General features: G+C 47.7%; 26 protein-coding genes and 1 other annotated feature (1 of these 27 only partly in view). Of the genes, 21 read left to right on the forward strand and 5 right to left on the reverse strand.

Going from position 1 to position 23,034, the window contains the following annotated elements; all coding sequences use genetic code 11:
- Window positions 1-42 (forward strand) — a binding site (T-box leader); it begins 172 nt to the left of the window's first position.
- Between the two features lie 64 nt (window positions 43-106).
- From ileS to IV45_RS03800, 12 genes are all read left to right on the forward strand, one after another.
- Entirely contained in the window at window positions 107-2,902 is a 2,796-nt protein-coding gene (gene ileS / locus IV45_RS03745) for an isoleucine--tRNA ligase (RefSeq protein ID WP_057740825.1), read from the forward strand.
- Between the two features lie 135 nt (window positions 2,903-3,037).
- Window positions 3,038-3,238 carry a cold-shock protein gene (locus IV45_RS03750; RefSeq protein ID WP_057741203.1) on the forward strand — a complete coding sequence of 67 codons (201 nt, stop codon included), beginning with the start codon at window positions 3,038-3,040 and terminating at the stop codon, window positions 3,236-3,238.
- Between the two features lie 14 nt (window positions 3,239-3,252).
- The gene (locus IV45_RS03755; protein WP_057740827.1) at window positions 3,253-3,801 is read left to right on the forward strand and encodes an NUDIX hydrolase; all 549 of its coding nucleotides are present in this window, start codon (window positions 3,253-3,255) and stop codon (window positions 3,799-3,801) included.
- Between the two features lie 3 nt (window positions 3,802-3,804).
- Window positions 3,805-4,092, forward strand: a complete 288-nt coding sequence (locus tag IV45_RS03760; RefSeq protein ID WP_057740829.1) for a hypothetical protein — start codon at window positions 3,805-3,807, stop codon at window positions 4,090-4,092.
- Window positions 4,093-4,101: 9 nt separating this feature from the next.
- Window positions 4,102-4,797: a 5'-methylthioadenosine/adenosylhomocysteine nucleosidase gene (locus tag IV45_RS03765; protein ID WP_057740831.1), complete on the forward strand. Its 696-nt coding sequence runs from the start codon at window positions 4,102-4,104 to the stop codon at window positions 4,795-4,797.
- Window positions 4,798-4,799: 2 nt separating this feature from the next.
- Complete coding sequence (locus IV45_RS03770; protein WP_057740833.1) at window positions 4,800-5,141, forward strand: cysteine desulfurase; 342 nt, start codon at window positions 4,800-4,802, stop codon at window positions 5,139-5,141.
- A gap of 107 nt (window positions 5,142-5,248) precedes the next feature.
- On the forward strand, window positions 5,249-6,382 hold the full coding sequence (gene mnmA, locus IV45_RS03775; protein WP_057741205.1) for a tRNA 2-thiouridine(34) synthase MnmA: 1,134 nt from the start codon (window positions 5,249-5,251) through the stop codon (window positions 6,380-6,382).
- A gap of 156 nt (window positions 6,383-6,538) precedes the next feature.
- Entirely contained in the window at window positions 6,539-7,195 is a 657-nt protein-coding gene (locus IV45_RS03780) for a histidine phosphatase family protein (protein ID WP_057740835.1), read from the forward strand.
- A 15-nt stretch (window positions 7,196-7,210) separates the two neighbouring features.
- Window positions 7,211-7,882 (forward strand): tetratricopeptide repeat protein, encoded by a 672-nt coding sequence (locus tag IV45_RS03785; RefSeq protein WP_057740837.1) that lies wholly within the window; start codon window positions 7,211-7,213, stop codon window positions 7,880-7,882.
- A complete protein-coding gene (locus IV45_RS03790) occupies window positions 7,875-8,135 on the forward strand; it encodes a YrrC family ATP-dependent DNA helicase (protein WP_157051202.1) in 261 nt (86 codons plus the stop codon). Before IV45_RS03785 ends, IV45_RS03790 begins: the two co-directional genes overlap by 8 nt.
- 9 nt (window positions 8,136-8,144) lie before the next feature.
- The gene (gene recD2 / locus IV45_RS03795; RefSeq protein ID WP_057740840.1) at window positions 8,145-10,760 is read left to right on the forward strand and encodes an SF1B family DNA helicase RecD2; all 2,616 of its coding nucleotides are present in this window, start codon (window positions 8,145-8,147) and stop codon (window positions 10,758-10,760) included.
- 77 nt (window positions 10,761-10,837) lie between these two features.
- Window positions 10,838-11,812, forward strand: coding sequence for a ribose-phosphate diphosphokinase (locus IV45_RS03800; RefSeq protein ID WP_057740842.1), 975 nt, complete (start codon window positions 10,838-10,840; stop codon window positions 11,810-11,812).
- A 70-nt stretch (window positions 11,813-11,882) separates the two neighbouring features.
- Here IV45_RS03800 and IV45_RS03805 read toward each other — a convergent pair whose 3' ends face one another.
- From IV45_RS03805 to IV45_RS03815, 3 genes are all read right to left on the reverse strand, one after another.
- A complete protein-coding gene (locus IV45_RS03805; RefSeq protein WP_057740844.1) occupies window positions 11,883-12,305 on the reverse strand; it encodes an ArsC/Spx/MgsR family protein in 423 nt (140 codons plus the stop codon).
- Window positions 12,306-12,464: 159 nt separating this feature from the next.
- The gene (locus IV45_RS03810; RefSeq protein WP_057740846.1) at window positions 12,465-13,412 is read right to left on the reverse strand and encodes a diacylglycerol/lipid kinase family protein; all 948 of its coding nucleotides are present in this window, start codon (window positions 13,410-13,412) and stop codon (window positions 12,465-12,467) included.
- Between the two features lie 74 nt (window positions 13,413-13,486).
- Entirely contained in the window at window positions 13,487-13,699 is a 213-nt protein-coding gene (locus tag IV45_RS03815) for a DNA-directed RNA polymerase subunit epsilon (protein ID WP_057740848.1), read from the reverse strand.
- A gap of 115 nt (window positions 13,700-13,814) precedes the next feature.
- On the opposite strand from IV45_RS03815, the gene IV45_RS03820 reads away from it, so the two are divergent.
- Window positions 13,815-14,294, forward strand: a complete 480-nt coding sequence (locus tag IV45_RS03820; RefSeq protein ID WP_057740858.1) for a hypothetical protein — start codon at window positions 13,815-13,817, stop codon at window positions 14,292-14,294.
- Window positions 14,295-14,397: 103 nt separating this feature from the next.
- On the opposite strand, the gene def is transcribed toward IV45_RS03820, so the two are convergent.
- A complete protein-coding gene (gene def, locus IV45_RS03825) occupies window positions 14,398-14,976 on the reverse strand; it encodes a peptide deformylase (protein ID WP_057740860.1) in 579 nt (192 codons plus the stop codon).
- 125 nt (window positions 14,977-15,101) lie between these two features.
- Here def and IV45_RS03830 point away from each other — a divergent pair, with 125 nt between their 5' ends.
- From IV45_RS03830 to typA, 3 genes are all read left to right on the forward strand, one after another.
- Complete coding sequence (locus tag IV45_RS03830) at window positions 15,102-15,383, forward strand: UPF0223 family protein (protein WP_057740862.1); 282 nt, start codon at window positions 15,102-15,104, stop codon at window positions 15,381-15,383.
- A 7-nt stretch (window positions 15,384-15,390) separates the two neighbouring features.
- Window positions 15,391-16,155: an inositol monophosphatase family protein gene (locus tag IV45_RS03835; RefSeq protein WP_057740865.1), complete on the forward strand. Its 765-nt coding sequence runs from the start codon at window positions 15,391-15,393 to the stop codon at window positions 16,153-16,155.
- A gap of 87 nt (window positions 16,156-16,242) precedes the next feature.
- Window positions 16,243-18,084: a translational GTPase TypA gene (typA, locus tag IV45_RS03840; RefSeq protein WP_057740867.1), complete on the forward strand. Its 1,842-nt coding sequence runs from the start codon at window positions 16,243-16,245 to the stop codon at window positions 18,082-18,084.
- Window positions 18,085-18,188: 104 nt separating this feature from the next.
- On the opposite strand, the gene IV45_RS03845 is transcribed toward typA, so the two are convergent.
- Entirely contained in the window at window positions 18,189-18,845 is a 657-nt protein-coding gene (locus IV45_RS03845; protein WP_057741206.1) for a L,D-transpeptidase, read from the reverse strand.
- A 506-nt stretch (window positions 18,846-19,351) separates the two neighbouring features.
- On the opposite strand from IV45_RS03845, the gene IV45_RS03850 reads away from it, so the two are divergent.
- The 5 genes from IV45_RS03850 to IV45_RS03870 are packed head-to-tail and all read left to right on the forward strand — an operon-like array spanning window position 19,352 to window position 22,928.
- Window positions 19,352-20,524 (forward strand): FtsW/RodA/SpoVE family cell cycle protein, encoded by a 1,173-nt coding sequence (locus IV45_RS03850; protein ID WP_057740869.1) that lies wholly within the window; start codon window positions 19,352-19,354, stop codon window positions 20,522-20,524.
- Complete coding sequence (locus IV45_RS03855; protein ID WP_057740870.1) at window positions 20,521-20,811, forward strand: DUF2129 domain-containing protein; 291 nt, start codon at window positions 20,521-20,523, stop codon at window positions 20,809-20,811. The genes IV45_RS03850 and IV45_RS03855 overlap by 4 nt, the downstream gene beginning before the upstream one ends.
- Window positions 20,808-21,371, forward strand: coding sequence for a 16S rRNA (guanine(966)-N(2))-methyltransferase RsmD (gene rsmD, locus IV45_RS03860; protein WP_057740872.1), 564 nt, complete (start codon window positions 20,808-20,810; stop codon window positions 21,369-21,371). The genes IV45_RS03855 and rsmD overlap by 4 nt, the downstream gene beginning before the upstream one ends.
- Complete coding sequence (gene coaD / locus IV45_RS03865) at window positions 21,371-21,889, forward strand: pantetheine-phosphate adenylyltransferase (protein ID WP_057740874.1); 519 nt, start codon at window positions 21,371-21,373, stop codon at window positions 21,887-21,889. The genes rsmD and coaD overlap by 1 nt, the downstream gene beginning before the upstream one ends.
- A complete protein-coding gene (locus tag IV45_RS03870; protein ID WP_057740876.1) occupies window positions 21,876-22,928 on the forward strand; it encodes a SepM family pheromone-processing serine protease in 1,053 nt (350 codons plus the stop codon). The genes coaD and IV45_RS03870 overlap by 14 nt, the downstream gene beginning before the upstream one ends.
- Window positions 22,929-23,034 lie beyond the last annotated feature (106 nt).

Genomic DNA, 23,034 nt, shown 5'->3' on the forward strand with positions numbered 1-23,034 from the left:
TTCGAACTAGGGTGGTACCACGAAAAAAGCTTCGTCCCTGATCGGACGGAGCTTTTTTGTTTTAATTTAGCAATTGAATAATGATTAAGAGATAGGAGGAGACGCCATGAGAGTCAAAGATACACTCAACTTGGGCAAAACTAAATTCCCAATGCGTGGTCACTTGCCACAGACTGAAGGCAAGCGCGAACAAATTTGGGAAGAAAACAAGGTCTATGAACAACGGCAAAAGTTAAACGAAGGGAAGCCGACCTTCATCCTGCATGATGGTCCCCCGTACGCTAACGGTGACATTCACATTGGTCACGCCATGAACAAGATTAGCAAGGACTTCATCGTCCGGTATAAGTCAATGACCGGCTACCGTTCACCTTATGTACCTGGCTGGGATACTCATGGTTTGCCAATTGAACACCAACTGACGAAGGCCGGTTATGACCGGAAGAAGATGTCGACGACTGATTTCCGGGACTTGTGTCGGAAGTATGCGCTGGAACAAGTTCAGCGGCAGATGGCGGGCTTCAAGCGTCTGGGTGTCAGTGGTGACTGGGATCATCCATACCTGACGCTGGCCAAGGAATTCGAAGCTGCTCAGATTCGGGTATTTGGTGACTTTGCCAAGAAGGGCCTGCTCTATCAGGCTAAGAAGCCAGTTTACTGGTCATGGTCTTCTGAATCTGCACTGGCTGAAGCCGAAGTTGAATATCATGATGTCGTTGCTAAGACGGCCTTCTTTGCTGAACAAGTTGTTGATGGTAAAGGCCTGTTGGACCAGGATACCTACTTGGCCGTTTGGACGACTACCCCATGGACCATCCCAGCTTCCGAAGCCGTTGCGGTTAACCCGAAGTTTGATTATGCACAGGTTCAACCGGATGGCAGCAGTCGCAAGTTTGTTGTTGCTACCAGCCTGCTGGAAACCGTTGCCCAAAAGCTGGGTTGGGAACACTACGATGTCTTGAAGACCTTCAAGGGCCAGGACATGGAAAAGATGACTACTAAGCATCCATACATGGACCGTACCCTGCTGGTTGGCTTGGCTGATTACGTTACTGATGATACCGGTACTGGTTTGGTCCACACTGCTCCTGGTTATGGGGACGATGACTACCACTTTGGTTTGAAGTATGGTCTGCCAATCCTGGCACCGATGAACGATCAAGGGGTACTGACCAAGGAAAATGGTCCACAATTTGACGGCGTCTTCTATCAAAAGGCCGACGACATCTCTCTGAAGTTGTTGAAGGAAAACGATGCGCTGCTGCTGGAAGAACCACTGAAGCACAGTTACCCATTTGACTGGCGGACCAAGAAGCCGATCGTCTTCCGGGCAACTGACCAATGGTTCGTTTCCATCGACAAGATGCGTGACCAGATCCTGAAGGCAGTTGACGAAGTTGAATACCACCCATCATGGGGGAAGGTTCGTCTTTACAACATGCTGAAGGATCGGGGCGACTGGGTAATTTCCCGGCAACGTGTATGGGGTGTCCCATTGCCGATCTTCTATGCTGAAGATGGCACGCCAATCATGACGGAAGAAACGATCAACCACGTCGCTGACCTGTTTAGCAAGTATGGTTCCAACGTTTGGTTCGAACGTGACGCAAAGGACCTGCTGCCAGCCGGCTTCACTAGTGAGCACTCACCAAATGGCAAGTTCACTAAGGAAACGGATATCATGGACGTTTGGTTCGACTCTGGTTCTTCACACCAAGGGGTTCTGGCTGAACGTGACAACCTGGTTTACCCATGTGATCTTTACCTGGAAGGTTCCGACCAATACCGTGGCTGGTTCAACTCCAGTATGATTACTAGCGTGGTTGTGTCTGGACATGCACCTTACAAGGCTATCCTGTCACAAGGTTTCACGCTGGATAAGCATGGCAAGAAGATGTCCAAGTCCTTAGGCAACACGATTTCACCAGCCAAGGTGGTTCAACAGATGGGTGCCGAAATCGTCCGTCTGTGGGTCATGAGTGCTGATACGTCTGCCGATGTCCGGGTATCAATGGGTACCTTCCAACAGATTTCTGAAGCCTACCGGAAGATCCGGAATACCTTCCGCTTCTTACTGGCCAACACCTCTGACTACGACGCCAATGAAAACACGGTTTCCTACAACAAACTGACCAGTGTCGACCAGTACATGCTGGTGAAGTTCAACCACTTCTTGAAGGAAATGCGGTCTGACTTTGACCAGTACGACTTCCTGGATGCTTACAAGTTATTGATCAACTTTGTCAACAACGACCTGTCCGCATTCTACATGAACGTTGCTAAGGACGTTCTGTACATCGAAGCCGAGGATTCCCATGCTCGTCGTTCCATGCAGACGGTCTTCTACGACATCTTAGTCAAGTTGGCTAAACTGTTGACGCCAATCCTTCCACACACTACCGAAGAAGTTTGGCAGTACCTGGATGAACCAGAAGAATTCGTTCAGCTGACCGACATTCCTGCTGCCCAGAGCTTTGCTGGCGAAGAGGAATTGCTGGAACAATGGGATCAGTTCATGTCGCTGCGTTCACACGTGCTGAAGGGTCTGGAAGAAGCCCGGAACGCCAAGATGATTGGTCGTTCTCTGGAAGCACATGCTGACCTGTACTTGACGCCAAGCCAGCGCAAAGTGGTTGACGGCCTGAACTATGACCCAGCCCTGCTGTTAGGTGTTTCCAGCCTGAACCTGTTAGCTGCAGCTGACAAGCCTGAAGATGCTGAAAGCTTCAATGATGGTTCAGCCGTTAAGATCAGCAAGGCCAAGGGTGAGGTTTGTCAACGTTGCCGGATGACCAAGGAAGACGTGGGCAGCGACTCAGCATACCCAACTCTGTGTGCTCGTTGTGCTAAGATTGTCCGTGAAAACTTCCCTGAAACGGTTAAAGACGGACTCGAAGACTAATCTGCCAAATTATGAAATTAACTAGCTGATGGTGTAAAATGGGGCTTAGCTTTAAAGTAGCCCTTACAATCAGGGACTGCGACATTAAAGTCACAGTCCTTTTTTGATAGCAAAATTGGAAAGTTGATGAACAAAATGATTGGAACGGTAAAGAATTATGATGCAGCAAAGGGCTGGGGATTCATCACCATCAAGGATGAGGGTGACGTATTCGTCCATTCCCGCGGCATTGAAAAGAGTTCGCGTCGCTTCATGCGGCCGGGGGCCAAGGTTCAATTAGTGGTGATTCCTGGTGCCCGGAGCAAACAGGCAGCGCACGTTAGGGTAATTCAATAAAGGTCGTGAATGAAATGGATTTCGAAGAGAAAGTACAATCTACCAAGCGTGTTTTTACCGGTCATCTGATTCAGGTCGATGTTCAGGACGTGGTCACGCCTAAGCACCAGGCGGCAAAGCGTGAAATTGTGCGTCACGTCCCTTCGATCGGTCTTTTGATGATTAACGATGATAACGAAATGCTGTTGGAGAAGCAGTGGCGGGCACCTGTAGCCAGCGTGTCAATTGAGATCCCGGCCGGCAAATTGGATGACCGTGACAATGGTGATCCGCGTCATGCAGCCATGCGGGAGATGAATGAAGAGACCCGTTTGACTGCCGACCACTTGGAGAAGATTACGGGGGCCTACAGTTCGATTGGCTTTTGTGATGAATACATGACCATCTACATGGCGACAGGTTTACACCCGGTAGCTAATGAGTTACCGCAAGACGCTGATGAAGAAATCAAACGCTTTACGGTCAGCCAAAAAGAGGCACTGCAAATGGTGAAGGATGGCAAGATCAACGACATGAAGACCGTCTTGGCGATTTTCTACTGGGCATCACTCAATAAGGATTAACAGATGACGGACGAAGAAAAACACATGACGCGGCGGAAATACCGTGAGCAACAAGAACAGGAAGCCCGCCAATTTCAAGCAGACCGTGATCAAGGAAGCGAGCCGGATGAACCTGAAACTGATTCGTTTGTGGAAGACGGTCAGAAGACTCGCGAAGAGCAGCTGAATGAAGATCATGAATTGGCAGAGGCCAACAAAACCAGCCTGCTCAAGAAGAAACTGAATTTGATCATTGCGGGGCTCGTGGCCGCGATTATCGTTGTTTACTTGATCCTGTTTTTTGTCGGTTAGGAGGAAAAAATGAAATTTGGCATTATCTGCGCAATGCAGGAAGAATTGAAAACTTTGTTGGAACACTTGGATGCGGACAGCCAGACCGATGTTGGCGGCAAGATTTACTACAGTGGGACCATTGATGGAGTCTCTGTTGTCTTGGTCGAATCAGGGATTGGCAAGGTCGAAGCCGGGATTACGACTGAACATCTGATCACTGATTTTGCTGCTGATGTAGTGATCAATTCTGGGTCAGCTGGCGGGATTGGTCAAAACCAACATGTTGGTGACGTGGTCATCTCAACGGCAACCGCCTACCATGATGTGGACGCGCGGGCATTTGATTACGAATATGGTCAACTGCCAGGACAACCGGCCCGGTTTACTGCATCGAAGAAGTGGGTCGACGCCCTGGCCGCTGCTGGTCAAGAAACCGGTTTGAACATTGAAAAGGGCCTGATCGTTTCCGGTGACCAATTCGTCTCCAGCAAAGAAGCCATTGCAAAGATCAAGCACTACTTCCCAGATGCCTTGTCTGCCGAAATGGAAGGCGCTGCGGTGGGTCAAGTTGCATGTGATCACAAGGTTCCATACGTGGTTGTGCGGGCAATGTCAGATACAGCCGATGAGGACGCTGGTGTCAGCTTCGATGAGTTTATCATTCAGGCTGGGCAGCGTTCTGCCAAGATGCTTTTGCAACTGTTCCATAATTTGGAGGCTTAATAATGGAATTTACACATAGCAACCAATTAGCTGGTGATACGCACCGTTACAGCATCAGTCCAGAGATTAAGGAATACACGTTGATCGACTTGGGCTTTGAAAAGACGGCCCGGGGCAACTACAAGTACAGTGGTAGCTTGGACCGTCATAATCCGTTTAAGCCTTACGCGCGGTTGAAGATTACAGTGGCTGGCGATTTGAGCGGCTTCAAGATGGATACGGTCAACAGTAATGGCTTTGCCAAAATTAATATTTTCAAGGGCCCTCGCAAGGACGAATTGACCACCCAGTTGCGCTTTATTCTGAATGAGATGGTAGAACGGGGCATCTTTACCGAGGACTAATGCTTGGCAACTGCAATTTTACTGACTTTTTGTTAGAATAATTAACTGGACATGCGACCTTCAATCGTAATTGCTCCAAATTCGAGAATGAAATGATGGTGAACAGCATGAAAGATAATTCACACACCCGTGTCGTTGTCGGAATGAGTGGGGGAGTCGATTCTTCAGTGACTGCTCTGTTGCTCAAGCGGCAAGGCTATGACGTTGTCGGGGTGTTCATGAAGAACTGGGATGATACCGATGAGAATGGGGTCTGTACAGCAACCGAAGACTTCAAAGATGTGGGCAAAGTGGCCCAGAAGATCGGTATTCCCTACTATTCGGTGAACTTTGAAAAGGAGTACTGGGACCGCGTCTTTAAGTACTTCATCGCCGAATATAAGAAGGGGCGGACACCGAACCCCGACGTTATTTGCAATAAGGAAATCAAGTTTAAAGCCTTTATCGACTACGCCCATCAGCTGGGTGCACAATACGTTGCCACCGGTCACTACGCTGATTTGCGCCGTGATGAAGAGGGCCGGATGCACCTGATGCGGGCTAAGGACCAGCACAAGGATCAAACCTACTTCCTGAGTCAGTTGGACCATGCACAATTGGACCATGTCATGTTCCCGTTGGCCAACTACACTAAGCCAGAAGTGCGGCAGATTGCTCGTGAAGCCGGTCTGGCAGTCGCTGATAAGAAGGATTCGGTAGGGATTTGTTTCATCGGTGAAGATGGCCATTTCCGTGAATTCCTGAGTCAGTACTTGCCTGCTCAGCCCGGAAAGATGGAGACCGTCGATGGCAAAGTGGTCGGCCAGCACGAAGGCTTGATGTACTACACGATTGGTCAACGGCGCGGCCTTGGCCTGGGTGGTAACCGACACAGCAACGCGCCATGGTTCGTGATTGGCAAGGACATCAAGAAGAACGTTTTGTATGTGGGGCAGGGTTACCATAACCCGCACCTGTACGCAACCCACTTGAAGGCCAGTGACATTCACTGGGTTGACGATGTGGTCAGTCGTTATGGTCACCACTTCCACTGCACGGCGAAGTTCCGGTATCGTCAGGTCGATCAAGGAGTCACCGTGGATATCAGCGAAGACAATCAGAGTGTCGTTGTGACCTTTGACGAACCGGCACGCGCCATCACACCCGGTCAGGCCGTGGTCTTCTATGACGGTCCTGAATGCCTGGGCAGTGCAATCATCGATGCGGCCTACGATCACGAACGCGAATTGCAGTATATTTAGTGACGGTGGGGCATTTGACCCAGTAAAGGCACCTTTTTGACCAACCAGGTGGGGCAAATACTTGCGCTTTTGTGATTTCTTTCCCAATGAGTCACAAATTTGAATGAAAGTCTGGTATGATAGACGTGATTTAATTTATGGACACATGGTGGGATAATGACGAAGTTTTATTTTATTCGACACGGAAAAACACAGTGGAATCTAGACTCGCGTTACCAAGGAGCCAATGGTGATTCACCGCTTTTGCCGCAAAGCTATCAGGAAATTAAATTATTAGCTAAATCACTGGCGGGCGTATCGATTGCCCATATCTTCTCCTCGCCGTTGCCGCGTGCAAAGACGACTGCAACCAAGTTGAAAGAAGCTCTGGGCAAAAACATTCCATTAACCATTGATGACCGCTTGGCTGAATTTAACCTTGGTAAAATGGAAGGCATGAAGTTTGCAGACGTTGCCAAGAAGTGGCCGCAGGTTTTAGATGCCTTTCGTCACCATCCCGACCGCTACGATCCTAAAGTCGTCGATTCCGAGAGTTTTCAGTCAGTGATCAAACGATTGGGTGCTGCGGTGCGTGATTATGCGCAACAATATCCTCAGGGTAACGTTTTGGTTGTTTCCCATGGGGCAGCACTGAATGCCGCAATTAATGGTTTGCTGGGCGCACCCTTAGCCCACTTGAAAGACCGTGGCGGCTTGAGCAACACATCAACGACGATTCTGCAGACGAATGATGGTCGTCATTTTGATTTGGTAAAGTGGAATGACACCAGCTACCTGCACAAAGACCATGTGGACCCGACAGATACGATTTGAGAGGGGCGAAAGTTAATGGAAAACGAACAAGCAAAAAAGAAGCAGAGCGAACAATTAGTTCATCGTTTGGTGAAGGCCATTGATGCCAACCCCGAGAAGTTTAATAATTACTATGATTTGGGTTCTTTGTTGACCCGTCTCCACGACTATGTACAGGCTGAGGAATTGTTCCAGAAGGCCCTGGGCATCTTTGAGAAAAAGGGTGACCAGAAGGCAATTAACCTGCTGAAGTACGGCCTGGGTAACCTCTACTACTCAGTCGAAAAGGTTGACGAAGCCATCAAGTACTACAATCAGATCGATGATGACCGCTTGAAGGCTGACTCATACTTGATGCTGGCGCAGAGCTACATGAAGAAAAAGCAGTACAAGCAGGCGGTTGCTTATGGTTTGACGGCCTATGAATTACGGTCGGAAGATCTTGAAATTAATCAGGTGCTTGGTGACTCAATGCTGGCCTTGGGCGAATTTAAGCAGGCAGAGCAGTATTATGACCAGATTCTGCTGCACCACCCGGGTCGGGCAGACACCCAATTCAACCGGGGCTTAGTTGCCATGGCTTTAAGCGAGCCTTACAAGAAGTACCTGGCACAGGCCAAACAACTGGACCTTGATTACTACCAGAAGAGTGAAAAGCGCATCTCAGACATTGAACATGCCTTGCGCAAATTAAAGAAAAATGACTAATCAGAGTAATGATCAGTCGTTAGAGTCATTGGAGGGAGTCGTTCAAAGAGTGGCCTTCGTCAATGGCTTTTTTAGTATCAACCGGGTCAACGTTTCCAGTAGCAGTTTTGTATTAGCGGAAAAAGAAATTGATGTGGTTGGCCATTTTGGTCGTCTGCAGGCTGGTCATGCCTACCGTTTCCTGGGGCACTTCAAGCGGAATCCGCGTCATCAATGGCAGTTTGTGGCCACTTCGTATCGACATTTGAACTAGGAGGGAAAAATGTCTGATTATAATCAACCAGTTCAACATGATGAATCCGTCACCACAACGGGGCCCACGTCGTTGATCGGCAAAGTCTCTGTGGTCATCTTTGAACGGGGCTTGTTCCGCATTCTGGCGGTGGAAGTCGAGGACACCAAGTTTGAATGGGATACGGATTCAATCACCGTTAAGGGGCAGCTGGGTGATGTCGTCGAGGGCGACCGCTATGAATTCGAAGGCCGGGTCGTTGATGACCAGCGTTACGGTCTGCAATTTGCGTCTACCGGCTGCCATGTGGTTTTGCCGCAGACGGCCAGCCAGCTCGCCACCTATCTGCGCTTGCACAACATAAAACTCAAGTATCCCAAGAAGAGTCCACAGTTGATCTTCGATGGTTTGGGTGATGACGCCATGCGCCAAGTGGTGGATGACCCGCATTGCCTCGCTGACGTCACCGGCTTGAACGACAATGATCGCACTGAGTTGGTCAGCTTTTTTGAGCAACTCGATTTCGGCAACACGACGGGTAAAATTATCCAAACCTTGAAGGATGATGGCTTCAACGAACGTCAGGTCAACCTCATCTTTGATCAGTATGGCGCCAAGACTTTAAGCGTGATGCAGACCAACCCCTACCAGCTGGCGGTGGACCTGCAGGCAGCCGGCATTCGTTTCGGTATGATCGACCAGCTGGCCCAAACGCGCTATCATGTACGGCCCACCGATGAACGCCGGGTGCGGGGCGCAATCTTATACAGTCTCGTGGCCATTACCAATCGCGACGGCTGCACATACGTTAAATGGCCCTTATTGGCAAACAGTGTTCAACGATTGTTGCGGGGTGCGGTTGATGGTCAGGCAGTGCGGCAGGCGCTTGATGAGTTGATCGAACGTCACTTGGCCGCCGAAGATGAAGCAACCGGCATCTATCCGCAAGCCCTTTATCAATCCGAATGGTCAACGGCAGCCAAACTGAGTGAGCTGATGTCAGCTGAACCGGTCAAACTGGATGACCAAAAGTTCAAAGCGGCCTTAAAAGAAGCCGAGAAGGAGGCCGACACCGACTATGACCAAATCCAAGAGAAGGCAATTCGGATGGCTTTAACCAAGCCGCTTTTGCTTTTAACGGGTGGTCCTGGTACTGGTAAGACAACGATTGTCGATGGGATCGTCAATACTTACTTAAAACTCCACCCAAACAAAAGTGCGGATGACATTATCCTAGTTGCACCCACTGGGCGGGCAGCCAAACAAATCAATGGCGTTACCGGTATCGAAGCCAGCACCATCCACCGCTTGCTGGGGCTGACGGCGGATGTTAGTGAGTCGCAACTGGTCCAGATGAAGTTTGATGACCTTGACTGTGACCTGTTGATTGTGGACGAGATGTCGATGACCAGTGCCGCCTTGTTTGCTGCCTTGATATCGGCGGTGACTACCCGGACCCATATCATCTTGGTCGGTGACTGTGACCAGCTGCCATCAGTTGGCCCGGGACAGGTCTTCCATGATTTGCTGACGGTCAAGGAACTGCCGCAAATTCGTCTGGAACATATTTACCGGCAAGCCAAGAACTCGTCGATCATTCCGCTCGCCCGGGCGATCAACCGGGGAGAGGTAACAGCGGCGACCTTTGCCCCCAAGGATCCACACACTTACTCGCACCGCGCCTTCTTTAATGCGCAACTCGCCAACGTCGGCCAGATGATCAGCCAGGCCGTCAAATTGTATCGGGACCGTTTCAAGCTTTCATTGATGGACATCCAAATCTTGGCCCCGATCCATGCCGGACTAGCAGGGACGAGGTTTTTGAACCAGTTCTTGCAGGCTCAGTTGAACCCTGACGACGGTGAGAAACCGGCCCTGATGAACGGCGACACGACCTTCCGCGTTGGTGACAAAGTGATGCAGACCGTCAATGACCCAGATCGTGACGTCTTTAATGGCGATTTGGGCATCATTGACGTGATCGAGGGGCAAAATGTTGTGCATGGCTCCAGCAAGTCACGGGCTAAGCGCAAGATTGTGGTCAACTTTGATGGCGAGGAAGTCGAGTACACACGGCCTAACGAAATCAACGCCTTGCAACTGGCTTATTGCATGACCATTCATAAGTCACAAGGGAGCCAGTCGAAAGTGGTGATTTTGCCGATGGTCGATGAGTACTTCCCTCGGTCACTAAATGCGCCGACGATCATGCACCGTAACCTCTTGTACACGGCGGTCACCCGGTCGTCGCAGGCCTTGATGATGATTGGGGACCCGGCCGCATTTGTTCGTTGTGCTAAAACGCCGACCGAGTACCGGCAGACCTCGTTGAGTCGGGCCATCGAATTGACGCTGAAGGTTAAGCAAGACAAGCAGCTAAAGAAAGAAAACGCTGGCCAAGCCAAGAATCCTGTAGAGAAAGTTGGTACTAGTCAAGATCCGAACTTAACGACTGGTGAAGGGCTGAGCTTTGACCCTGAGCAACAACAGCCGGCTGTCCAGAACAAGGTGTCCCCAGCGCAAAACACCGTGACACAATCGTCAAAGCCGGGTTCTTTGCCCGACCATTTGACTGCGGCAGCGATTGAAGAGGGGCTGATTGATCCGATGATTGGCATGGATGGAGTAAGTCCGGACGATTTTTAAAAGTTGCTTGCAAATGTTGAACTTTCTTGTAATAATGTGAGTGTTTCAGGTTGCATGTGATGGAAGGATACCGAAGAATGAGTCAAATTAAAGATGCCCAAAATGTAAAACTGTTTGCTTTGAATTCTAACCTGCCCCTGGCACAAAAAGTGGCGGATAATCTCGGCCTGCAGCTGGGCGACTGCACGGTCAGCCACTTTGCGGATGGTGAAATTTCGATTGAGATTAACGAAAGTGTACGTGGCTGTGAAGTATATGTTCTGCAGTCCGTCTCTGAACCCGTTAACACGAACTTGATGGAATTGTTGATCATGGTGGATGCTTTGCGTCGGGCCAGTGCAGCGAAGATTAACGTTGTCATGCCATACTATGGCTACGCACGGCAAGACCGCAAAGCACGATCCCGTGAACCAATTACCGCGAAGTTGGTGGCTAACCTTTTGCAGGATGATCGAATTAACCGGCTGATCACCATTGACCTGCATGCTCCACAAGTTCAAGGCTTCTTTGATATTCCAGTTGATCACCTGCGCAGCGCTCGGGTTTTAATTAACTACTTCCTGGGTAAGGGATTAACCGTTGATGATTTGGTAATCGTCGCTCCTGACCATGCGGGTGTTAGCTTAGTTCGTCAGTTTGCCGAGAAGATTGGTGGCGTGCCGATCGCCATTGTCGACAAACGTGATCAGGCAAATCGTGAACAAGCCGACGAAACGGTGCCAGAAACGCTGATCGGTGACGTTGACAACAAGACGGCTGTCATTGTTGACGATATTGTCGATACCGGCTCGCGGATGGCTAATTCGGCTCGCTTGCTGAAGAAGTGTGGTGCCAAACACATTTACGCCGCAGCGACCCATGCAGTTCTTTCCCATGGTGCCGTTGGGCGGATTGAAGAATCACCAATTGAAAAGCTGGTCGTAACGGACACAATTGTCTTGCCAAAAGAAAAGCAGTCAGCAAAAATTGTTCAGCTGTCTGTTGCCGGCTTGTTAGGTGACGCGATCGCGCGGATCCACAGTCACCAATCACTGCAACCATTGTTCAAGTAGGATTCGATTCATAGATTCATAATAGAATTAAAAAATCCTCTAGCAAAAGAATTGCTAGAGGATTTTTTCGTTATGCTAACTTAATGTGGTGATTGTTCTGGGTGAACTTTGCCAACATTTCTGATAATTCTAAGCGGCGTTGTTTCTTCGGAATGAAGATTCCCATCTTTTCCTGATCGAATCCGGTGACTAATTTGGAATCGTCAAAGATAATCGGATTCTTTAAGATGCGTGGACTGGTCGTAATGGCATCGGTTAGTTGATTGATTGTTACTGAAGGGCGATCCATCTTGAGCATCTTAGTGTCACGGGAGCGCTTTGAAATTAGATCATCCGTGCCATTGAGGGAAAGACTAAGCAACCGCCGAATTTCAACGGGGGAAAGTGGGTCTTTTTCAATGTTTCTTTGTGTAATGGCAATCCCATGTTGGGTTAACCAACGGACCGCCTTCCGTTTAGAGGGGTCGTTGGTGTGAAAAAAAAGAAAGACCATCTGAATTTCACCTCGCTTGACGATTTAGTTTCATTTTAGCAAGTTGAAGTTTAGAAAAGTCTTTTTTAACGCGTGCTTAATAAAATTTTATAAGAATGGCACTGAATAATGAGGTTTTTATAATAGCTAGCTGATATTAAACAAAGATCATCAACCAGTCTAGTTATTAGATAAAGGTACTTGTAAAAACGGGAATTGCTGGCATTTGACCGTTAAATCAAGGAAGCGATTACCGCAGTCATTGCCATCGACCTGCATAAATTCCAGCGAATCAGTACTGAAATGAATCCGTTTGCCATGGTAATAATGGGCAAAACGGGATTGGGGCAGTTTACCCCGCACCAGTTGCCAGATCATGCAGAGAGTCTGTAGCCAATTCTTCCGTTCAGCCACGACTAAGGTCATTTCGCCATTATGAATCGAGGCGGCTGGGTCGACCTGAAAGCCACCGCCGATATAAGCGCCATTGTTGGCCACACAAATGAAAGCGCGGTTGAAGACATCGTGATGGCGACTATCTTCGACACTCAGGCTGAAGGGTTGTTGGTCGTATAAGACATGCAGACCATTGGCGAGGTAGGAAAACGTACCAAGGTGGGCACGGTTCAAGCGCTTTTTGGCTCCCGAGTGATTGGTACGACTGACGATGGCCGCGTCAAAGCCGACGCCCAAGTTGTTGACGAAGAAGCCCTCAGTGTTTTTGATGGCTTCCTTATAATAGCCAACATAGATATTGCTAGCCTGCTTTGCGCTCGCTATCTGTTGAAAGGCTTCGATCGGATCCTTGCTGATACCGTAGGAGCGGGCGAAATCATTACCGCTCCCGCAGGGGATGTCGGCCAGGGGGAGGTGAGTCGGATTGCCAGCTTTAGCCAAACCGTTTAATACCTCATTCAAAGTCCCATCGCCGCCAACTGCGATAACGACTCGCTCTTGCTTGTCTTCCTGAGTCATCTTTTTTGCCAGGTATTCGGCATGACCAGCATAGTGAGTCATTTTGACATCGTAATCAAGATTCTGCTGATCGAGGTAGTTTTTGAGCTTACCCCAAGCTTGCTTGGCATTGCCGCTGCCTGCAATTGGATTAACGATAAAAGAATACCGCATGATTTATCTCCTCAGATTAACTATGAAAAAACGGGCCGTCAGAAACGCCCCGTGATCATTAAACTGTCAAATGTTTAGAACTTGGTCAGCTTAAAATCTGCGTTTTCTTTTTCGTAAGCCAAAGATTTTTCATCTAACAGTTCGATGTATTCAATGCTGTATTCAGTGTTGTTTTCGACCAGTTGACGAGCTTCCGCTTCGGATGATGCTTCCAAGTATAAAGATTTGGTGTTTTCACGACGAGGGGTCATGGTCTTGTCAGGTTGATAAAAAACTTTGAAAGTCATAAAGGTCTCCTCTTAATGATGTTAATTCGTTTAAATACTAGTCTAGTTTAGCACAATTCAGCCCTTATTACAACTGTGGTATTCTTATCACAGATAACAGAACGGAGTGGAAAAGATGAAATTAAGCATCATTATCATCATTGCGATCGCGATTGTTCTGGGAATATACGAACTGATTCACCGCTTTATGATTAAGCGAGCGATTCGGATTGTTCAACACCAGGCACAGGTCCAGACCGATCGTGTCGTTTACGCGGCCAGTGAAGCCCTCTTTGGTCAGAACCGGTTTGGCAATTCCAAGCTGGTCGCTGATATTTGGGGCAAAGGGGTGATGTCGTTTGAGTATGACATCGACCTCAAGCAAATGCCGAGCGAATCACAAGAACAGATGGAGGAGCAAACATTTCAATCGACGCTTAACCGCTGTGCCAAAAAAGAAGGTGTGCTGGGCTTTGGTGGCGCCAAGGAACCGTTCATGATTACTGACTGGTGGGTCTTCGAAAATGTTTTGCATATTGATGTTACCTACATCATGAATGAAGCGACCGCGGAATACGTCCATGACCTTCATAAGTTGGATGCTGGCAGTAAATAATTTGCTCGTTAATTAACGACAAAACTCCATCTTGGATTGTATCCAGGATGGAGTTTTTCGATTGTTCAAATTTGTTATAGGCTCAGGCCGCAACCAATTTATTTTAGCTGAATAAGACCGTGTCCTTAGGTGCTTCAAATGGGTCTTTCTTGTTGATGTGATCATAGAAGAGTACCCCATGCAGGTGGTCGATTTCATGCTGGCAGACGATTGCTGGGTAATGCTTCAAGCGGATTTGATGATCCTTGCCTTCGGTGTCCTGGTAGCGCAGCGTGATCCGGTCATGACGCGGCACATAGCCTGGAATATCCTTGTCAACTGACAGGCAGCCTTCACCCTCGGTCAAAGCCCCATACTGAACCGATTCACTGACGATGACCGGATTGATGATGACGTCCTTAAAAAGGGGATCGCCATTGGGTTTGCCATCATTGTCAGTGTCTTCCGCTGGCACCAAAACAGCTGCCATCTGTTCGGAAACCCCAACTTGTGGGGCGGCCAAACCAACACCGGCACGCAAGCCATAGTGCTTACAAAGCTTTGGATCCTGGCTGACGACCAGATATTCCATCATATCGTGTGCCAACTGCTGGTCTTTCTTTGAGAGGGGAAATGCAACTTTTTGTGCCCGTTTGCGTAATACAGGATCACCGTCACGGACGATATCTTTCATTAAGTACAAATTGGTAACCTCCAATTTTTTAAACTATTTCTTTTAGTCTATCACATTAATTGAGGTAAATTCATCGGCCCTCTCCCGTATCAGAAGTGATGATGATAAAATAGGCAAAGAAAGAGGAGATATTAATGGAACAAAATATCAATTACCCGATTGATCCTAGTTGGTCAGTTCCCGAAATCGAGAAGGTCGCGCACTTGTTTAACCTAGTCGCGGATGCTTACGAGGTCGGCATCAATCCGGCACAATTCACCAAGGCCTACCACGATTTCAAGGACGTTGTACCAACCAAAGCCCAGGAAAAACAGTTGGGGCGTGAATTTTATCGTCAGAGTGGCTACCAATTATACGATGTCGTCAAAGCAACACGTACAAGTAAACAGAAACGGCTAAAGCTAAAGCAGGAGTGATAATAATATGTACGAGCAGCTTGATCAGTCAATTCAACAACTAATGTGGGATGTCCGCAAGCGCACCTTGAAGCGGATGCAAAGTGCGTATGATGTCGCCATGAAAACCAGTTACAAGGACCTAGTCACCACCGTTGATAAAGAGAATGAACGCTTTATTGATGATCATCTGCGCAAGCTGGATCCCAACGCCAAGATTGTCAGCGAAGAAGGTTTGGGGGATAAGGTTACCGATCTGAAGGGACCAGTCTTTATCGTTGACCCGATTGATGGCACCATGAATTTTGTCATGCAACACCGCAATTTTGCGATTATGATTGCCTTCTTTGTTGATGGGCAACCCGTTTATGGCTACATCATGGATGTGATCGAAGGAACACTCTACCATGGTGGACCAGGCAAGGGTGTCTATTGCAACGATCAGCGCCTGCACGCCCCCGCTGACAACGACCTTCACGATAGCTTGGTGGTCTTGAATTCAGGCATCACCTTAAATGGCGGGCATAACTTCAGAGAGATCGGTTTACAGGCCCGTGGTGTGCGGATGTATGGCAGCGCCGGAATTGAAATGATCGCGGTGATTACCGGCCGAGTAGGTGGCTATTTATCCTATCTTCACCCTTGGGATTTGGCTGCTGGGATGGCGATGGCAAAAGAATTAGGATTAAGTGTTAAAGCAATTGACGAAAAAGAACTGGATGTGCTATCATCTAACCTTGTATTGGTAGCAACACAGCAGGTTTCTCGAGATATCTCAGAGCTGATTAACTAATGTTGCGATACTGTGGCTTAGGTCACAGTTTTTTTATGACGACACCAAACAAACGCTAGCAAATCTAAAATTGAGAGGAAGATTATTTTGAAATCACGTGAAGATATTCGGAATATCGCGATCATTGCTCACGTTGACCATGGTAAGACGACGCTGCTGAACGAAATGCTGAAGCAGTCTGATACTCTGCCTGAACACTTCCAAATTCAAGATCGGGCAATGGACACCAACGCCATTGAACGTGAACGTGGGATTACTATTCTGTCAAAGAACACGGCCGTTAAGTATGGCAAGTACCAATTCAACATCTTGGATACCCCAGGCCACGCCGATTTCGGTGGTGAAGTTGAACGGGTTATGAAGATGGTTGACGGTGTATTGCTGGTTGTGGATGCCTTTGAAGGGACCATGCCACAAACCCGTTTCGTGCTGAAGAAGGCCCTGGAACAACACCTGACCCCAATCGTTGTTATTAACAAGGTTGACCGTAAGGGTGCTCGTCCAGAAGAAGTTGTCGACGAAGTTCTGGACCTGTTCATCGAATTAGGTGCCGATGAAGATCAGTTGGACTTCCCAGTTATCTACACTTCTGCTATGAATGGGACTTCCAGTTACGACTCCGACATTTCAACTCAAAAGCACACGATGAAGCCACTGTTTGACACCATTGTGAAGACGATCCCAGCTCCAGTCGACAACTCCGATGAACCATTACAATTCCAAGTTGCCATCCTGGACTACAACGATTATGTTGGTCGTATCGGGATTGGGCGGATCTTCCGTGGCAAGATCAAGGTTGGCGACCAAGTTACGGTTATGAAGCTGGACGGTTCCAAGAAGAACTTCCGGGTTACTAAGCTGTTTGGTTTCTTCGGTCTGAAGCGTTTGGAAATTCAAGAAGCCGAAGCCGGTGACTTGATTGCCGTTTCCGGGATGGAAGATATCAACGTTGGTGAAACGATTGTTGATCCACAACACCCAGACGCATTACCACCGTTGCGGATTGATCCACCGACCCTGCAAATGACTTTCCGGACCAACGATTCCCCATTTGCTGGTAAAGATGGTGAATTCGTGACTGCCCGTCAATTGCATGATCGTCTGCTGCGTGAACTGCACACCGATGTTTCACTGCGGGTTGAAGACACGGATGACCCAGGTGCTTGGGTTGTTTCCGGTCGTGGTGAATTGCACCTGTCCGTTCTGATTGAAACGATGCGTCGTGAAGGTTACGAAATGGCCGTATCACGTCCACAAGTTATCTTCCGTGAAGTCGATGGTACCCGTTGCGAACCATTTGAAGAGGTTCAGGTTGATACGCCATCTGAATACGCTGGTGCGATCATTGATAGCTTGAACCAGCGTCATGGTCAGATGAAGGATATGAAGCCAGACAACAACGGCCAAACCCGTTTGGAATACTTGGTTCCTTCACGGGGCTTGATCGGTTACTCCACTGAGTTCATGTCCATGACTCGTGGCTATGGTATCCTGAGTCACACCTTCGAAAAGTATGCTCCAGTCATCAAGAACTGGAACCCTGGCCGTCAGAAGGGTGCCTTGGTATCAATGAATGCCGGTAAGGCTACCATCTACGCCATGATGGGGATTGAATCTCGTGGTACGTTGATGATCGATCCTGGTACCGAAGTTTACGAAGGTATGATCGTTGGTGAAAACTCTCGTGAAAACGACATCACCGTTAACATCACGAAGGGTAAGAACCTGACCAACGTGCGTGCCGCTGGTTCCGATGAAGCTGCCCGGATTAAGACGCCAGCTCACCTGACGCTTGAAGAATCATTGGAATTCTTGAACGAAGACGAATACTGTGAAATCACGCCAAAGCACATTCGTCTGCGGAAGCAAATCTTGAACACCAATGCGCGTGAAAAGGCTGCTAAGCACCGTAAGCGTGGCACAAACTAAAATTTAAAGACTGATACAAAAAAAGCCTGTAGCATTGAGCTACAGGCTTTTATTTGTCGTTTAATTTTGATGACAGGTGACTGTTAAACTGTATCAATGATCAATCAGTTTTGGATGACAACTTTGGTGCCGGTTGGCATGTTTTGCATCATCCATCTTGCATCAGGGACGGACAGACGGATGCAGCCATGAGACCCGGTTGACTTGCCCAGTTTATTGGCTTCCTTAACGTTATATTGACCATTGGCGACCGTTGGTACAGTATGGAAGAGATATTCGCCATGGTTTAACCAGGAAACGTAATAGTTAGCACCTTCGTGTAAGCTGGCGTTATAGAAACTAGCTCCGCGTTCGGGTTGAATATAAAAGGTTCCAGTTGGCGTGGCACTTACTCGTTTGTGAGTCTGTGGATTCGTGCCATAATTTCCGGCTGAGCAATACATCGTATAAATGGTCTTGCTGCCATCACAGATATATACGCGGTTTTGCGAAATATTAACGCGAATGTTAAGATTCTTGACCGTATGTAAATTAGGATATGGACGATTTTCAGATGGCTTTTGCCAATCGATAGGTTTTCTCATATACTGAGCAGTATACTCTTTGTTCTGACCCTTAGATGATGAATAATCTGAAGAGGTGGTAGTGTTTGTTACTCGAGGACTATCGACGGTGTATGATCGAGGTAACTTGTTTTCGTAAGCAAGCGGCCGAATAGCGCCCAAATACAAAACTAAAATACAGAACCAGATATAAATCATGTTCTTGTTAACAGTTTCCACTTGTCAATCATCTTACCCTTATTTATGATTTTGGTATCTACAGTCGATTATCCTACAATTATGAAGGGAATCCTGAATTACGATGCGCGAAAACTTAAAGATTTCTTATATAACCGCCTTGGTTTTCTTTATCATTGCGGTCATTTTGTCTAATAACTAATAGCTGGTGTGAAATGATGAAAAATCGTCTTAATAACATCTGGCATTACACTATTAATCATCACTGGTCGAAGGATATCTTACGGTCCAATTTTTTGTATATTTTATTGACGATTCTTTTTAATTTATGTCACTTTAAATTGCGGCCAATCAGCTTTTCGATCTTCTTTCGCTTGTTGATCTTGTTAAACATCTGCCAGTTTTTCAAAGCTTATATTGATCACTATCGCTTTTAATAACCATTCAGTTGTGCAAACGCTGGATGACGTATCGATTGGTGTATAATATCTGATGTATTTTCAGAGGATGGAGACTATTAAACTGTTATGGGTAAAACACATTCACTAAGAGCAAAAAGATTCCGCAATATTGATCCTTGGATCGTGTTGCCATATGTTACTTTATGTATCATTGGTATCATCATGGTCTTTTCTGCGAGTGCTGCGGTGAATATGCAGACCGGGGGATCCGCAAAGTCTTACTTGGTTAAGCAGACAATTTTCGTGATCTTGGGCTTGGCGGTCGCACGCTTTATGTCGGTCATTAACTTGAAGAAGCTGCGTAATCCATACTTTTTGGCAATCTTTGCTGGAATTCTGTTCGTCATGCTTGTCTTTGTCCGTGTTTTCGGAGCCAGTATCAACGGTGCCCGTGGCTGGATTAGTTTAGGCGCATTCAGTATTCAACCGGCCGAAGTGGTGAAGCTGTTCCTCATTCTCTATTTGTCGAATCAGTTTGCCCACTATAATGCCGTCCCTGGGAGGTATGGCCTAAAGCAAGCTGCCTGGCCATTAGGTTTAACCGGTTTCCTCTTGATTGGAATTCTTATTCAACCTGATGTTGGTGGGGTAGCGATTAACTTAACGATTGCAATGGTCCTCTTTTTGGGCTCGGAAATCGACTGGAAGACGGGTTCTTACGTCATCGTCTTAGGCGTGGGCGGTCTGATTCTCTTCCTGCCATCGTTAGCCCGCTTCTTGGCCACCCACCTGCATAACTACCAGGCCAACCGGTTTGTGGCTTATCTGGATCCGTTTGGAACGACGAGCGGTGTTGGTAATCAATTGGTCAATTCTTACTATGCCATTTCCAACGGTGGTTTATTCGGTGTTGGCTTAGGGAACAGCGTCCAAAAAATGGGTTACTTGCCAGAACCAAACACCGACTTCATCTTGGCTGTGATTTCAGAGGAACTCGGTTTCGTGATGGTGGCCGTGATTTTGGTATTGCTGTGCATCATAGTTTGTCGCTGTATCCGACTAGGAATGCAGGCCGGCTCAATGTATCTGACCTTGATCTGCTACGGGGTGGCCACCTTTATTGCGGTTGAAACCTTCTTTAATGTGGGCGGTGTTTGCGGCCTGTTGCCAATCACTGGGGTGACCTTGCCATTCATTTCCTATGGTGGTTCCAGTATGATGATTTTGAGTGCGGCAATCGGGCTGGTTTTGAACGTTAGTCGCCGCTTGCGTGCTCGTGAGAAAGGAAGTATTCAATGAGTGATTTTACGATTACCAAACGCAGAGGACTGATTGTGTACTTTCGTCGTCGGCGGGTTGCTCGCGCAGTTGCTCACTATGGTCACCTGATCTACGTGTCGAAGCATGATCATTATCTGGTGCTATACGTTAATCAGGACGACGCAGATGAAATTCGGCAAAAGATTGCTGAGATGAAGGCAGTGAACAAGGTGATCGATTCTCACTTGCAGGACCTTGATCCAACGGTTAGTGATTTAGAGTCGACAGGAATCTATAAAAAACACGATGAGGATGAAAATAAATGAGAGTTGTATCCGGTGATTTTAGGGGATTAAAGCTGTCGGCGGTCCCAGGAATGTCGACCCGGCCAACGACTGACAAGGTCAAGGAAGCCTTATTCAACATGATCGGGCCATACTTTGAATCTGGGTCGGTGTTAGATCTCTACGGCGGCAGTGGCGGATTAGCCATTGAGAGCATCTCCCGGGGAATGACCCACGCCGTCGTTGTCGATCGGGCTTTCCCAGCGATTAAAACCATTCGCCAAAACGTTGGCAAAACCCATCATGAAGATGCTTTTACAATTGTTAAGGCCGATGCACGACGAGCAATGAAGATTATGCAGTCCCACCGCGATTGTTTTGACCTAGTTTTCTTGGATCCGCCTTATGCCAAACAGCGTATTCAAGCGGATATGAATCAGTTGAGTCAACTAGGATTGCTGAAGAATGGCGCTACCATTGTTGCTGAAACCAATCAAGAAGCACAATTACCAGATAAATGGCCAGGTTTCGCTTTACAAAAGCGGCAGGACTATGGCATTACTGTTATCAGAATCTATCGATATGACGGAGGTAAGGAATAATGAAAGTCGCTTTATTTCCAGGAAGTTTTGATCCACTGACGTTAGGTCACCTCGATTTGATCAAGCGGGGCAGTGCTTTGTTTGATCAACTAGCTGTTGCCGTGATGACTAACAGCAGCAAGCACCCGCTTTTTAGCGTTGACGAACGGGTGGCACAGGTGAAGGAAGCCGCTCAAGGTTTAAGCAACGTCTCAGTCATCACTAGTCAAGGTCTGACCGTTGATTTAATGAACCAAATCGGTGCTGACTACCTGTTACGAGGTTTGCGTAATGGCCGTGATTTTGAATATGAAAAAGACATTGCGGCAATGAACCAGTTCTTAGATGATCAGGTGGATACGGTATTCTTACTGGCCGATCCAAAGTATCAGCACTTGTCCAGCAGTCTGTTGAAGGAAGTTGCCATGTCGGGTGGCGACATTTCGGCTTACCTGCCGGCTAACATCAATGCTGACCTGCAGAAGAAGTTAGACGACCTGAAGTTAAGGCGGGTGACCCGGGACAATGAAGAACAATGATCAAAAAATTCTGCGACGAATCCTCATCGCAGTTTTGGTCGTTTTATTCCTGGGCTGGTTTATGTTCTGGCCCCTTAATAAATACATTGAGAGTCCTGGTGACGCCGATAATCTGAAAAGCTATGTGAAGATTCCTGGACATCCGGATAAACGAAAAGGCTGCTTCATGATCACCTCTGTTTATCTCCAGCAGGCCCGGCCGGCTTCTTATGTCTGGGCACTCGTGGCACCACACGCAACCATTGAGAATGCCGATGAGGTGACGGGCGGTCAAAATAGTAAGACCTATGAGAAAGTCCAGGACTTTTACATGAAGAGCGCCATCAATGAAGCGATTGCGACGGCCTTCAAAGCGGCTCACCAGCCTTATACGAAGAAGTACCTGGGAATCTACGTTCTGCAGGTCCAGGCCAATTCAAAGTTTAAGGGCGCAATTGAGACGGGTGATACGATCACCAAGGTCAACGGTCGTCATTTTGATACCGCTCATGGTTATCAGAAATACATTGGCAAGCAAAAGGTCGGTACCCCGTTGACGGTGACTTACCTACACGATGGTAAAAGCAAGCAAGTGACGCGCAAGCTGGTTAAGTTAACAACCCAACGTGCGGGAATTGGGATCCTCTTGACGGACAATACGAAAGTCCACACGAAGATTCCGGTCAAGGTCGATCCTGGTCAACTCGGTGGACCGTCTGGCGGCTTGATGTTCAGTCTGCAGATCTACCAGCAGATTACTGGTAAGGATTTGCGGCATGGCCAAAAGATTGCCGGTACTGGGACGATCAATCCGGATGGCTCAGTTGGTGAAATCGGCGGCATTGATAAGAAGGTCATCACAGCAAAAAAAGCCGGTGCCCAAGTTTTCTTTGCCCCATACATCAAACCTACGAAACTGGTATTGAAGTATGAAGAGGGCCACAAGACGAACTACCAAATGGCCCGCGATACGGCCAAAAAGTATGCGCCAAAAATGAAAGTAGTACCAGTGAAAAACTTTGATGATGCAGTGCACTATTTACAGACACACAATAAATAATTATTGATCTCTAGTTAATTGCTAGAGATCTTTTATTTTTTTAGTGTAATTTCTACCGATTGCCGTTCCTTAAACATGAGGGGGTAATTTGATGGAACGAGTCAAG

Source organism: Limosilactobacillus secaliphilus, assembly GCF_001437055.1.
Lineage (GTDB): Bacteria > Bacillota > Bacilli > Lactobacillales > Lactobacillaceae > Limosilactobacillus > Limosilactobacillus secaliphilus.